14 protein-coding genes are annotated in these 13,275 nt (G+C 64.9%); 6 read left to right on the top strand and 8 right to left on the bottom strand.

Features of this window, described 5'->3' with window-relative positions; all coding sequences use genetic code 11:
* Positions 1-49 precede the first annotated feature (49 nt).
* Together U5822_RS05495 and U5822_RS05500 are read left to right on the top strand one after the other, a co-directional pair.
* Positions 50-937, top strand: a complete 888-nt coding sequence (locus U5822_RS05495; RefSeq protein ID WP_322854625.1) for an alpha/beta fold hydrolase — start codon at positions 50-52, stop codon at positions 935-937.
* Between the two features lie 152 nt (positions 938-1,089).
* A complete protein-coding gene (locus tag U5822_RS05500; protein ID WP_322854626.1) occupies positions 1,090-2,160 on the top strand; it encodes an AraC family transcriptional regulator in 1,071 nt (356 codons plus the stop codon).
* A gap of 9 nt (positions 2,161-2,169) precedes the next feature.
* Here U5822_RS05500 and queE read toward each other — a convergent pair whose 3' ends face one another.
* Positions 2,170-2,826: a 7-carboxy-7-deazaguanine synthase gene (gene queE, locus U5822_RS05505; RefSeq protein WP_322854627.1), complete on the bottom strand. Its 657-nt coding sequence runs from the start codon at positions 2,824-2,826 to the stop codon at positions 2,170-2,172.
* The gene (gene queC, locus U5822_RS05510; protein ID WP_322854628.1) at positions 2,826-3,491 is read right to left on the bottom strand and encodes a 7-cyano-7-deazaguanine synthase QueC; all 666 of its coding nucleotides are present in this window, start codon (positions 3,489-3,491) and stop codon (positions 2,826-2,828) included. The genes queE and queC overlap by 1 nt, the downstream gene beginning before the upstream one ends.
* A 185-nt stretch (positions 3,492-3,676) precedes the next feature.
* Between queC and U5822_RS05515 the strand changes: the two genes are divergently transcribed.
* Entirely contained in the window at positions 3,677-4,213 is a 537-nt protein-coding gene (locus U5822_RS05515) for a 3'-5' exonuclease (protein WP_322854629.1), read from the top strand.
* 44 nt (positions 4,214-4,257) lie between these two features.
* Here U5822_RS05515 and U5822_RS05520 read toward each other — a convergent pair whose 3' ends face one another.
* Positions 4,258-4,497 carry a hypothetical protein gene (locus tag U5822_RS05520; protein ID WP_322854630.1) on the bottom strand — a complete coding sequence of 80 codons (240 nt, stop codon included), beginning with the start codon at positions 4,495-4,497 and terminating at the stop codon, positions 4,258-4,260.
* 544 nt (positions 4,498-5,041) lie between these two features.
* Between U5822_RS05520 and U5822_RS05525 the strand changes: the two genes are divergently transcribed.
* A complete protein-coding gene (locus U5822_RS05525; RefSeq protein WP_322854631.1) occupies positions 5,042-5,314 on the top strand; it encodes a hypothetical protein in 273 nt (90 codons plus the stop codon).
* A 24-nt stretch (positions 5,315-5,338) separates the two neighbouring features.
* Here the strand turns inward: U5822_RS05525 and U5822_RS05530 are convergent, their stop codons facing one another.
* Genes U5822_RS05530 through U5822_RS05540 form a run of 3 tightly spaced genes read right to left on the bottom strand, consistent with a single transcriptional unit; the run spans position 5,339 to position 9,846 of the window.
* Positions 5,339-5,752: a response regulator gene (locus U5822_RS05530; protein ID WP_322854632.1), complete on the bottom strand. Its 414-nt coding sequence runs from the start codon at positions 5,750-5,752 to the stop codon at positions 5,339-5,341.
* Positions 5,753-5,799: 47 nt separating this feature from the next.
* Positions 5,800-6,339 (bottom strand): hypothetical protein, encoded by a 540-nt coding sequence (locus U5822_RS05535; RefSeq protein ID WP_322854633.1) that lies wholly within the window; start codon positions 6,337-6,339, stop codon positions 5,800-5,802.
* An 18-nt stretch (positions 6,340-6,357) separates the two neighbouring features.
* On the bottom strand, positions 6,358-9,846 hold the full coding sequence (locus U5822_RS05540; protein WP_322856886.1) for a response regulator: 3,489 nt from the start codon (positions 9,844-9,846) through the stop codon (positions 6,358-6,360).
* Between the two features lie 188 nt (positions 9,847-10,034).
* On the opposite strand from U5822_RS05540, the gene U5822_RS05545 reads away from it, so the two are divergent.
* Positions 10,035-11,108, top strand: coding sequence for a hypothetical protein (locus tag U5822_RS05545; RefSeq protein WP_322854634.1), 1,074 nt, complete (start codon positions 10,035-10,037; stop codon positions 11,106-11,108).
* On the opposite strand, the gene U5822_RS05550 is transcribed toward U5822_RS05545, so the two are convergent.
* Positions 11,102-11,353, bottom strand: a complete 252-nt coding sequence (locus tag U5822_RS05550; RefSeq protein WP_322854635.1) for a hypothetical protein — start codon at positions 11,351-11,353, stop codon at positions 11,102-11,104. The genes U5822_RS05545 and U5822_RS05550 overlap by 7 nt on opposite strands.
* A gap of 208 nt (positions 11,354-11,561) precedes the next feature.
* Here U5822_RS05550 and U5822_RS05555 point away from each other — a divergent pair, with 208 nt between their 5' ends.
* Positions 11,562-11,906 carry a hypothetical protein gene (locus U5822_RS05555; RefSeq protein ID WP_322854636.1) on the top strand — a complete coding sequence of 115 codons (345 nt, stop codon included), beginning with the start codon at positions 11,562-11,564 and terminating at the stop codon, positions 11,904-11,906.
* A 9-nt stretch (positions 11,907-11,915) separates the two neighbouring features.
* Here U5822_RS05555 and U5822_RS05560 read toward each other — a convergent pair whose 3' ends face one another.
* Positions 11,916-13,202: a serine hydrolase domain-containing protein gene (locus U5822_RS05560; protein WP_322854637.1), complete on the bottom strand. Its 1,287-nt coding sequence runs from the start codon at positions 13,200-13,202 to the stop codon at positions 11,916-11,918.
* Between the last annotated feature and the right edge of the window lie 73 nt (positions 13,203-13,275).

Genomic DNA, 13,275 nt, shown 5'->3' on the forward strand with positions numbered 1-13,275 from the left:
CATGGCGGTAGACTGAGGAGCATTCGTCCACCCGACCGGTCATCCGCCCATGAGAATTCCAGCCCCCAATTTCTGGCCCGCCGCCCGCAGCAGCCAGCGCCTGTTGCTGCGGGCCCGGCGCCGCGAAACCAACCTGGATGGCCACCGCCTGGTCTACCTGGAACGCGGCCGGCCCGGACCGGACCGGCCGACACTGGTCCTACTGCACGGCTTCGCCGCCATGAAGGAAAACTGGGCGTTCTGGTTGCCGCTGCTGCCACGGGACTGGCACCTGCTGGTGCCGGATCTGCCCGGCCTGGGTGAGAGCGACTACCGGCCCGAGGCCAACTATGGCTACGAGGCCCAGGCGCTGCGCCTGCGGACCTGGCTGGCGCAATTCCCCACCGACAACCTGCACCTGGCCGGCAGCTCCATGGGTGGCGCCATCGCCGCCATCCTGGCCCACAAGTTGGAGCCCGCGCCGCGATCGCTGACCCTGCTGAACAGCGCCGGCATCCCCGAGCGGCCGGGCGTCGACCCGGATCTGCCATTCACCTCGGACCGGGACGGCGTGCTCATTCCCCGGGACTGGTCCGGGGTGTACCGCATGTTCAACAGTGTCGGGACCGGCAAGCCCACCCTGTCCGGGTTGGCCATGGCCGGCCTACTGGGCCCGGATCTGCTCCAGCGCACCGAGTCGTTACGGCACATCTTCCGGGACATGGTGGCCGACGGCCTGGCTCCGGCCCGCTACCTGGGGACCGGGTCACCACCCTTGCAGGTGCAATGGGGCGATCGCGACGTGATCACTCCGACCCGTTGCGTCGACTGGTTCGGCACCGCCACCCCCGAGGCCGAGGTGCATGTGTTTCGGGGCGTCGGCCATCTGCCGATGATCGAAAACCCCGGGCGCTCGGCACAAGTGCTGCAGCGGTTCGTGCAACGCCACTGTCGCTGACCGCCAGTCGGGGGCTGGCCGCTTGGGCCAGTTGGCCCGTTTGGCCCGGCCGTCCGTCACTGGAGTCATGGGGGCAGCGGGCCGAACCGGCCATAATCAGGCTGGATCCATAATCCCGTCATAACAACAACAGCCTGAAACGAGGAACATCCATGCGCGCCTCCGTCTCCACCGCACAGGATTTGGGCATGCCGGCCATCTACCTGCACCTGCTGGCCGAACTCCTGCACACCATTGGCGTCGACGAACGCGACCTCCTGCTGCGGGTCGGTCTGGACCCCCACCGCCTGAACTCCACCGACCTGCGGGTCAGCCAGACCCAGGCCAGTGAATTCGTGACCCGGGCCATCATCGAAAGCGGCGAGCCGGGGCTGGGCATCATGCTCGCCCGGGAACTGAAAATGCCCCTGCACGGCGCCCTGGGCACCGCGGTCATGAGCAGTCGCACCCTGGAAGACGCCCTCGAGCTGATGACCCGTTACCTGACCCTGCGGGCACCGCACCTGCAGGTAAGCAAACGCCAGAACGGTGGCAACGCCTGGTACACGGTCAGCTGCGGCATGGATCTGGGGCCCCTGCAGGGCTTCATCATGGACGCGGTCATGTTCGGCTGCGTGTTCATGGGGGGACAATTGACCGGTCAGGTGGTGGAGGGCACCCGGGTCCTGCGACGCGGCCCCGAACCTGCCTACTTCCAGCGCTTCCGATCCCAGCTGCCGGTGCCGGTGGAGTACGGGGCGAGCGAAGACGCCCTGGTCATCCCGACGTCGCAGCTGAACCTGCCGATCCGCTTCAGCAACGATCAACTGGCCGCCGCATCCCGCAATCAATGCGAGGAAGCCCTGCGCCAGCTCACCGAGGACGCCGGTTTCGCCTGCCGGGTGCGCCGGGTGATTGAGACCAGCCACCCCTTCCCACCGAAACTGGCGCGGGTGGCCGGCACCCTGTTCGTGTCCGAGCGTACCCTGAAACGTCGCCTGCAGGAGGAGAACGCCAGCTTCCAGAATCTGGTGGACCAGGTCCGGCTGGAACGGGCCGGCGAACTGCTGACCACCACCCGCATGAACCTGAGCCAGATTGCCGATGCCCTCGGCTACGCCGACGCCGCCAACTTCACCCGCGCCTTCAAGCGCTGGACCGGTACCAGCCCGAGCCGGTACCGCAATCAGGCTCTGACACCCCCGGTGGCACGGCCGGAGCCGGCCCTGAGCGCGACAACCTAGGCCCGGGGTTCAGTCGATGCCGATGATCTTGTGCATCTGCAGGGTCAGGCGCCACTGGGGGTGCGCCAGGCAGTAGTCGGTGGCCTTGCGGGTGTTGCTCTGTTTGATGGCATCGACACCGGCATCGGGCGCGGTGGGCGAGGCCATGGGCGAGAGGAAATAGTGGCGGGCCCGGAAGTCCTGGAAGCGCTCCGGCAGCGCAAGGGGTTGCGGGTACACCAGCTTGAGTTCATCGCACTCGGCCAGCACCACCGGGGCATCGGCCTTGGGGCTGACACAGAGCCAGTCGATACCGGCCGGGGCCGGCAGGGTGCCGTTGGTTTCCACCCCGACCTCAAATCCGGCCCGATGCAACGCCTCGATCAGGGCCTCATCCAGCTGCAACAGCGGCTCGCCCCCGGTGCACACCACGTAGGGCCGGCCCGGGGCCTGCGGCCAGAGACCGCGAAGGTGCTCGGCCAGGGCCTCGGCGGTCTCGAACTTGCCACCGTTCTGGCCATCGGTGCCAACAAAATCCGTGTCGCAGAAATTGCACACCGCGCCGGCCCGATCCTTCTCCCGTCCGGTCCACAGATTGCACTTGCTGAACCGGCAGAACACAGCGGCGCGCCCGGCCTGGGCGCCCTCGCCCTGGAGGGTGTAGAAGGCTTCCTTGACCCGGTACATCAAGCCCGCTCCTCGTAGTCCAGGGGGTCGGTCACGCCCTGAGCGGCGAAGGCCTCCAGGCGCTCAACACAGGAACCGCAACGACCGCAGGCCCGGGCCCGACCGTTGTAGCAGGTCCAGGTCTGGCGGTAATCCAGGCCCAGCTTCAGGCCCTCGGCCAGGATCTCGCCCTTGTCCAGCGCCATGAATGGGGCCTCGATGGCGACCGGCTCGTAATTGGCGACCCGACAGACGGCGTCCATCTTCTCGACGAATTCCGGCCGGCAGTCCGGGTAGATGGCGTGGTCGCCGCCGTGGGCGCCGTACCAGACCGCGCCGGCGCCGACGGTGACGGCATAGCCGGTGGCCAGCGACAGCAGGATCATGTTGCGGTTCGGAACCACCGTCGCCTTCATGCTGTCTTCTTCGTAATGACCCTCGGGCACCTCGATACCGGACGTGAGGGCCGAGCCTGACATCACCTCGTTCATGGCCCGGATATCGATGACCTTGTGCGGAATGCCAAGACTGTCGGCCACCGAGGCCGCGCACTCCAGTTCCCGGACGTGGCGCTGGCCGTAGTTGAAGGACAGGGCATGCACCTTGAAGCCCCTGGCCCGGGCCAGGTGCAGCAAGGTGTAGGAGTCCATGCCTCCGGAATAGATTACGACCACGGTGTCAGTCATTCGGAATCCCCATATGGTATCGAGCGTGTTGTGCTGGTTTACTGCCGGCCCCGTGACAGGCGGCTGTCATCGGGCTTTTACAATGAGTGGACATATTGTAACAGTGCACGCACAGGTTGGGTTCGCGTCTCACGAGCGGGGCGGTTAAACTCAGCTAAAAACAAAGCATCGACTACACTAAGCCAATGATCACTGATATCCGCCCGGCGTTCATCGATTTTGAGGCCTCCAGCCTCGACCTGATTGCAAGCTACCCGATTGAGGTTGGCCTCTGCATGCCGGACGGCAGTCTGCACAGCTGGCTGATCGCCCCCCATGTCCTTTGGCAGGACTGGTCCGACAGCGCCGAACGCGTTCACGGCATTTCCCGAACCACGCTGGAAGCGGAAGGCACCTCGGTGCGGGAAGTGGCCCACCATCTGAACGAACTGCTCCCGGAGCAGGTGTTCTGTGACGCCTGGACCTTCGACAGCTTCTGGCTGCACCGGCTGTTCCGGGCTGCCCGGGTGCGGCCGGAATTTCAGCTGGAGTCCATCTCCATGCTGCTCAACGCCCAACAGGTGCGGCAGTGGTCTGCCCTGCGTCAGGAAGTCATTTCAGAACTGGGCTTGCCGGTGCATCGGGCGGCGAACGACGCCCTGATCCTGCACCGGACCTGGGAAAGGATTCGGCCCGAGGGCGCCGAGCCGGTCCCGGCGCCGGACCACAGTCATCAGGTCTGATACCAGGCCGACCACCCCCGGTCGGCCTGAGTGCCAAGGCCGCCTCAGTGGCGCAGCCGGCTGGCCCGCGCCACCATCACTTCGAGCCCGTCCCGCAAGGTATTGAGCGTCCAGTAAGTCACCAGCGCCATCAGGCCGGCGCCCACCACGGTGAAGGCCAGGTCTTCGCCGACCGGCTGTTCCTTGGCCAGTACCAGGTACAGGGCCAGGGCGGCAATCAAGGCGAGTTCAATCAGGAAATGAGAGCGGAATTTGTTGCGGATGGATCCGTCTTGGTCGGACATTTACTTAGGTTTCAACCTCTTAGCATTTAACACAAACGTTAGTTTAGTGTGCAAATTATCGCCAGAGCGTCGTTCAAAATCTGTACGAGGATGTGGCTACGAGGTTTCCACTACCGCAAAAAAAACGCAGCCCAGTGGGCTGCGTAGAAAGGAGAGATCCATGCGGTTTCTGGCGCGGCAGAAACCGTGGATTGCACAACGTAAAAACACGTGACGCTTGGAATTATCCCCGTCGGCAGCATTGCCGTCTGTACGGGTTTGCCGAAGCCGCCGGACGCTTGCAAAGCGGCCATGACCCGATACACTGACACTGAACCGAACACCGACAGAGCCGAATACCCTTATGCACACTCTCGCCCACACCCACACCTCGACGGATCGCCGCATGGCGCTGTCCGCGCGGGTCATGGTGAAAATCAGCTAACGGCTTTCGGTCAGTCCCGGGAGCCGATGTGGCGACCGGGTCAGTTTCTCCGACAGAACCCCGGTCGCCCAGGCACCGGGGTTTTTGTTTTTGCAGCCGCAAAACGACAAGGAGAACATCATGAGAAGACATCCGACACCACGTGCAGCGAACCAACCCACGCACTCCCGCCAGGGCCCGCTCAAGCGCCCGGCCAAGCTGCCGCTTTTGGATGCGATCTGCAAGAAACTGAATCAGCGGGTCAATCTGGACGACGAACAGCGGGTGCTTGGTCTCTATGAACGGGGCTGGATCTTCAAGGGCGTGCTGACCGGCCTGGACGGCGCCGAGGCGCGCTACGTGCGGGCGCTGGCGACCCGCTACAACTCCTGGATTGCCCGCCAGGTCGCCTGAATCCGTCGCCAGGGTCCGGGCCGGTCAGTGACGCCGGTCCAGACCCTGCATCATGGCCAGGTCGCCCCCGTGCACCATGGCGTAGTTGTTCACCACATCGTGGATCTTTTCCTGGGAGTAGGGTTTGACCACGTAGCCATTGGCCCCGGCACTGATGGCCCGCTGGATGCTGTCGATGGTGTCGTCGGCGGTCACCAGCACCACATGCTGCTCCGGCCGCAGGCCCTTGAATTCCCGCATCAGCTCGTGGCCATCGCCATCCGGCAGGCCCAAATCGAGCAGCACGATCTGAAACTCCTGGGCGGCAAAGGCCGCACGCGCCGCCGCCGCGTCCACGCAATCGGACACCTGGGTGGCTCCGGCCTTGTAGAGCATGTCGACCAGCCGCGCCCTCATCACCGGTTCGTCTTCGACCACCAGAACCCTGAGGTCAGTCATCGTCTTTCTCCTGTCATTGTTCGTCTAGCCTCGTCCTCATCCGAGCGTCACGGGGCGCCGTTCCCGGTGCGCCGGGGCAGATCCAGCGGCGCCGGGCTTGGCCGCGCCGGTTCCGGCGCATCGGCAACCGGGCCTGAGCCCGACTCGTCGGTGCCGTGACGGGTCAGGATGTTGCTGATACTGACCGCGGTGGAATAAAGGGAAATGGCGATGATCAGCAGCACCGGCTGCACAAAGGCCACGAAGCCGGGTACGTCGACACTGCCCAGTATACTCAGCATCAGGATGATTGCCGGGCCGAGCACCACAAACAGGGTCAGGGCAATGAAGAACACGATGCGCTCCTTGAAACGACCCAGCTCCCGATTGGTGACCAGCCCAAGCACGAACTTGCCGATGGCGAGCCCGGCCAGGATGGCGGCGGCAATGCTCAGATCCGGGCGCATCAGGGTCTCGTACAGCCGGCCTTCCCACAGCCGCTGCATGCCGATCACCAGGAACGGGAAAAGCACGAACAGGATGTCGGCGTAGGTGCCGTACATCATGCTCAGGTTGTACTGCTCTTTGCGTGGTTGTGTGTCGGTCATTACCTGTTCCTGTCGTTATTATTGGGTTCCCATCCGGGTCGGTATCGCGGCTGCGGCGCAGGCCCGGTCGATCATGCCGTAAAGGCTGTCGAGCTCCTCGCCCACTCGGGGCCAGTCCGGCACCTCGGCTTTCAGCAGGGCTTCCAACTCACCCGCCTGGCGGGTCATCAGCGGGTAGCCCATGGCACCGGCGGTGCCCTTGATCTGGTGCGCTTCCGACCTCAGCGTGCTGGCGTCCGCGTCCGCCCAGGCGGCTTCCATACGGCTCCGGCGGCCCACCAGTCCTCCCAGGAACTGGGGTACCAGGTGCTCGATCTCGTCGTCCTCGTCATACCGGGCCTGTCGACCGGCCTGGGGCTTGAGGAACCGGTCCAGCGCCGCCTGCAGGTGACTGTGGTCGATCGGCTTGTCCAGCACGCCGTCGCAGCCGGCCGCCAGCAGGGCATCAGTCTCCTTCTGGTCGCCGGCGGTAAAGGCCAGGATCGGCCGCCGGAACCCGGTCTGGCGCAGCAGCCGGGTAGCGGCGACGCCGTCCATGCCCGGCATGTGGCTGTCCATCAGCACCAGCTGGATTGACTCGGACAGGGCCCGGCGGACCGCGTCCTCGCCACTGGCGACCGCCAGCACCTCGACCCCTGCCCGGGTCAGCATACGCTCCACCAGCCGACGGTTGTCATCGTTGTCTTCGGCCACCAGCACCCGGCCGCTGAAATTCCGCGCCGGGGCCTCCTCGGTCTCGGTGCGAACCTGCAGATACCGGCCGAGCACTTCGTAGAACCGTCGCTTGTCGATGGGCTTGGCCAGGTGTTCATTGCACCCGGCCAGCCGGTAATCGGCGATGTCCTCGGCCATGACATTGGCGGTCAGGGCAATGACCGGGGTGTTGACGCCGGCCTCGCGCAGGGCCGCGGTGGCATCCCGACCGTTCATCACCGGCATCTGGATGTCCATCAGAATCAGGTCGAAATCCTCACGCAGGGCCAGATCCAGGGCCTCGGCGCCGTTGCCGACGTGCACCAGTTCGGCACCGGTGCGCCCGACCAGCAGGGACACCAGGCGCCGGTTGGTTTCGTTGTCCTCGGCGCAGAGGATGCGGCCGTGCAGGCGCGGCGCCACCACCATCGGAATGCTGCGCCGGCGCTGGCTGAGTTCCGAGGCGTCGCGCAGGAAATGCACCTGGTCCAGAGCGCCGGTCCGGATCGACAGTTCGAACTCGCTGCCCTCGCCGTAGCTGCTGTTGACCCGAATGCTGCCGCCGAGCATTTCCGCCAGCCGCCGGGAAATGCTCAGGCCCAGACCGGTGCCGCCGTATTGGCGGGAGATCGCGGCACTGCCCTGGGCAAAGGGATCGAACAGCCGCTCCAGCTGCTCCGGTTTCATACCAATGCCGGTGTCGACGACCCGAGCGATCAGCATCTCGGCCTCCCGGTCACAGCGGACAACCAGGGAAATCGATCCTTTTTCCGTGAATTTCAGGGCATTTCCACACAGATTGATAATAATCTGTCGGAAACGTGTGGGGTCCGTCAAGACCTGTTCGGGCAGTGGGTACTCGCAGACGATGCTGAAATCCAGCCCCTTCTCCCGGGCCCGCGGGGCAAAAAAGGCACGGATCTCATCCAGCAATTCCGGCAGGTTCACCGACACCACGTCGACATCCAGCTTGTTGGCGTCGATCTTGGAGTGGTCCAGGATGTCGTTGACCAGCTCCAGCAGGTGCCGGCCGCTGCGCACCACGGTTTCGGCGCTGCTCTGCTTGTCCTGCGGACTCAGGTCCGGGTCCAGCAGGGACTCGCCGTAGCCGATGATGGCCGCCAGCGGGGTCCGGATCTCGTGGCTCATGTTGGCCAGGAACTGGCTCTTGGCCTCGGCGGAATTGCGGGCCAGCTCCTTCTCCAGCCGCTCCTGCTCCCGCTCCCGTTCGATGCGCTGGCGCTGGTGGCTCTCGGTGGCATCGATGCAGGTGCCCTCCAGATGCACCGGCACGCCGTCGGCGTCATACACCGTGTGCAGCGAGATGTTGGCCCACCGCTCCTCACCGTCCCGGGTCAGGTAGCGGGCCTCGACGCCCTTGACCGTGCCCTCGGCTTCGAGCTGTGCCACCACCCACTGGCGCAGGGTTTGGTCGGCGATGCAGGTGTCCAGGACGTCCGGGTTGCTGGCCAGCAACTCCTGGCTGCTGCCGTAACCCATCAACTCCGCCATGGCCGGGTTGGCGGTGATGAACCGGCGGTCCGGGGCCATCTGGAACACCCCCTCGACGGCGTTATCGAACAGCGACTGATAGCGCTGCAGGTTGGACAGCGCGCGCTGGCTCCAGCCCAGGGCCTCGCCCTGGATCTGCTTGATGCGGTCGGCCAGGGCAAAGGAGAACAGGATGATCTGGGCGGTCAGGCCGATCTGGGGCGAGTAATTGGTGAGCGTGTTGAGCGGCAGGTAGCCCATGACCGTCAGGGCATAGACGCCGAACCCGACCAGTGCCAGGGTCCAGGCAAAGAAGTAGGACCGGGCCGCCGGGTTGTAGTAGCGCCAGGACAGGTAACTGACCACGATGAGCACCAGGCTCAGCACCAACGAGGCGATGACGATCCACTCCATGGCGACGTGGTAGGGCAGGAACAGCGACAGCAGGCCTGTGGCCACCACCGACATCAGGCACAGCTGCAGCACCCGGTCCAGATCCGCCGAGTGCTCCCGGGTCTCCAGCAGCGAGCGGGCCATGAGCAGGCCGAAGAACCAGGTCAGGATGATCTGGAAGTGCAGGTAGTCCTTGTCGAACAGCGCCGGCCGGCTGTCGATCAGCTGGATGCCGTGGACCTGCTCGGTGACGATGAAGATCGCCGCGGACACCAGGTAGAACACGTAGTAGACGCTGCTGCGGTCGCGCACCGAGACGGCCACGAACAGGTTGTAGGCCAGGATGGCGAGCACGGCCCCGAGCAGTAGGCCACGGACCACCTCGTCCACCGAGACTTTTTCGATGTAGCTGTCCGGGCGCCAGAGACTGATGGGCAGGCGGAAGGTGTTGGTGTTGGTGATGCGCAGGAACACGGTGTGGGTGGTGCCCGGGGTCAACGCCAGCCGGAAGGCCGGATTGGGCACCGCCAGGTCCCGCTCAGCCCAGTGGTCGCGGTAGCCGGCCTGGTTTTGCTGGACCAGGGTGCCATCCCGCACCAGGTAGAGCCGGACGTCGTCCACCAGGGGCAGGGCCAGCTCAAGAATCCATTCGGGGGCACTGGCGCTGTCCACCACCCGGACCTGGAACCGGGTCCAGTAGGCGGACTCGGTGTAACCAAAATTCAGCACGCCGTCCTGGTGGCGGCTGAAGGCCGCCAGCTCCCGATGCTTGATCTCGGCGAAGCTCAGCGCCTGGTCCGGGTCCTCCAGGTACCAGATGCAGTTGCCCAGATCGCGCACGCTGGTGGTGCTGGCGCCGAGGATCAGGGTGCCGTCGCGGCAGGGTACGTCGGCGCCCTCTGCCGCCGGTGCGCCCAGTGACAGGACCATGAGCAGGGCCTGAAAGGCACAAGCCACCGCCGACGATACCGGGTGAATCCATTGCCGCAAAATGTGATCTCCGCGCGCGTAGAAGCCTGTTCTATTCGTTATTGTCAGCCTACGAACCGGGGCACACGACCCCGCGGCTTTCCACTTTAGCCGTTTACCGTCCTTTGCGCATCTCAGAGCGGGATTAAATGAGACATTTCTTTGGCACGTTCGCCTCGGCCACCCTGATCAGCCTGGGCCTGGCCGGCTGCGGCCCCGAGAACTCCGGGTCCAGCGCCTTCAACCCGGCCACCGACGTCGACCTGACCTTCTCCACCTTCGACCTGGAAGACTCCGAACGGGCGCCGGGCACCATTGCCCAGACCCGCTTCGATGACGTCTACCGCGGCATCGAGCCGGCAGAGGGCGAAAGCAGCGAGAGCCGGGACTCGGCGGCGGAGCTGCGCGCACACATCCGGGTGTTCATCCGGGCCACGCCGGCGGAGGATGGCCGGAGCTACATTCGGGTGCGCAATCCGCTGGATCTGATGAACCAGGTGATCGCCTCCGGCCAGGTGGCGAACTGTGTCGAGGGCCGGCGGTACATGGTGGAACGGGCCACCAACGGTGAGGCAGGGACCTACAGCACCCGGGAAAAGGACGCCGACATCCGCTTTACCGACCAGGCCGCGGTGCTGGACGCGGCCGCGCTGAACGACCGGCTCTGGCTGTACCCGACCCTGGACTGGCGCTACGTACCCGGACGCTCGGACCGCGACGGCGGTCAGGTGTACCGGTCCATCCAGTACGTCAGCCGCAGCGTCGAGCCGGACCAGGAAGAGCACCAGCCGGAACTGGTCAGCCTGCTGGCCGGCACCCGGTTCGATGCCACCAGCTTCAAGCAGGTGGGTTACAACGCGCCGGAGTACGCCACCGCCGACTACCTGAGCCGCAGCTATGGCAGCGTGGAACTGCGCCAGGATTTCGTGGACGAAAAGATCGACACCCTGTTCATCAAGAGTCCGGATCGGCAGGTGGTCGACTTGAGCCGGCACGACAACTCGATGGCGCCGGACGCCAGCCCCGATTGTCTGCGGGTGGAACTGGACTACCCGATGCAAAGGGTGCGGATTTTCAGCTCCGACGGTGAGCCGGCGACGGTGCCGGCCGGCACCGAGGAAGACCCGGACAACACCGCTAACAATCCGGACTATTGCGCGTACCAGGACCCGGCCGAGGCCAAGGCCAGCTGGTCAACGGTGGCGGTGCCGGAGCGTCAGTAAGCGCGGTTGTGGTTCAGGTTCCAGGCCTGGAGAAAGCCTTTCTTGCGGTCGATCATCCGCTCGTACGCGGAGATCATGATCGCGGCGTGGGGGGCGTTGGTCAGGCGCAGGGTTTCGATGCGCCGTTCCAGGCGCTCGACTTCGGAACTCAGCTGCTGGTGCACGTGGTCCCGGACGCTGTCATGCTGATCCAGCTTGACCGAGCGCTCGGGTGGCTCCTGATGGCTTTGGGTGGGCTTATCCATTCGGCTTCTCGTCCAATGAGTCGTGATAGATCCGTGTCCCTGTACGGAGTCTGCGCCTAGACCTGCGAAAACGCAACAAAAATGAATAACGTTTCATTTTTGTCCCGCCGCAGGCAGGGCTCCGGACTCTCACCCCCGTTCAGGCCCTGCTATAGTTCCCTGCAACAACCGAATTTTCTGACCGCTTCGACCAGCCCCGAGAGTAGCCATGAGCCAGACCTCCGTTGCCGACACCCTGCGCGAATACCTGTCCCTGCTGGAACTGCTGGACGACGCCTACTGGGAGGCCAGCAGCATCCAGCACAAGGACCTGCTGTACGACATCATCAGCATCCTCAGCCAGGAGGTGTCGGAGATCAACAAGCTCAGCATCCAGGACCACCACTACCCCTACGAGGTCATCACCGAAGGCATCCGGCGGGTGGTGCCCAAGCTGGAACGGCTGGATGAAAACCGCGAGGACGTGATCCAGCGCACCCAGACCCTGACCGACTTCCGGGACATACTGTCGTCGGTGCTGGGCATCCTCGAGGAGCAGTTGCGAACCCTGTAGTCCGGGCCCTCAGGCCAGCGCCAGCGGTCGCTGGTGCTCGGGGATCAGCGGGAACCGGTTGCACACGGTGTAGACGAACTTCGCCAGGGCCGGCAAATGGTGCCCGACGATCGGGAAGCCGGTGTTGACCAGGCTGACCGAGATATCCCGGGCCGGATCGGCCCAGCACAGCTTGTTGATCAGGCCGATGTGGCCGAAGGCGTCCCGGCTCTGCGGGCCCCAGAGCCCGACCGGGTTGCCGCCCAGCATCAGGCCGGCGCTGAAGCGCATCGGGATCATCATGGTGCGGTCGATCTGCAGCGAGCCAAACTGCTGGATGGCCCGGCGCACGGTCAGTTCGCTGCAGATGCGCTTGCCGTTCCAGACCCCGCCGTTGAGCATCATCTGGAAGAACCGGCCCATCTCTTCAGCGGTCCCGCACAGGTTGCCGGCGGGAATCACCGCCTCCTGGAACCGCGGGTCGTTGGTGACCTGCTCGACGGTGTGGATATCGCTGCCCAGGGCCCGCCGGACCACCCAGGAGACCGGGAACCGCGGTGTCGGTCCGGTGGCGTAGTTGCGGGCCAGTTGGTGCAGGTGTTCGGGCGCAATGCCGTAGGTAAACCAAGTCATGCCCATGGGTTGGCGCAGGTGCGTATCCAGGTACTGCTCGATGCTCTGACCGGTGACCTTCTCCAGCACTCGCTGCAGCACGAAGCCACCGGTGACCGCGTGATAGGCCACCTTGGCGCCGTCCACCTCCACCGGCTTGGCCTCGCACAGCAGGCGCCAGATCTCGTCCTTGTCCCAGAGCACGTCGATCGGGGTATCCCGGGGAATGGCGGGAATACCGCCCCGGTGGGACAGAACCTGGTGCACGGTGATGGTCCGCTTGCCGCTTTGGGCAAACTCGGGGCAGTAGTAGCACACCGGGTCGGTCAGGTTGACCAGGCCCTGCTCCGCCAGCATGTGGATCAGCAGCGCGGTCACCGCCTTGGACGCCGAGAAGTAACACACCGGGGTGTCAGTGGTCATGGGGGTCTTCAGGGCGTCGGCGCTGTCGTCGGGACCGTTGCCGGTGGCGTGGCCGATGGCCCGGTGCAGGATCTGCTCGCCGCGATGGCGCAGCGACAGCTGCATGCCCGGGTGCACACCGGTCCGGTACAGCGCCTCGACACTGTGCCAGATGGCATCGATGGTGTCGGCGCTGACCCCGACGGTCTCCGGGTGTTCGTTGGCGTTGTCGTAGGCGGTGACAGTCGACAAATCCTCGGGGACCTTGCAGGTATGGAGGGCACGGCGGGCTAGACGGTTCATCCGGGTACAACCTTCTTCTGGGTTCTGCGATGGTCAGTGCTTCTGGCGTCATTATGGCCATGGACCGGAGTGG

It is taken from the genome of Marinobacter qingdaonensis, assembly GCF_034555935.1.
Taxonomy (GTDB): domain Bacteria; phylum Pseudomonadota; class Gammaproteobacteria; order Pseudomonadales; family Oleiphilaceae; genus Marinobacter; species Marinobacter qingdaonensis.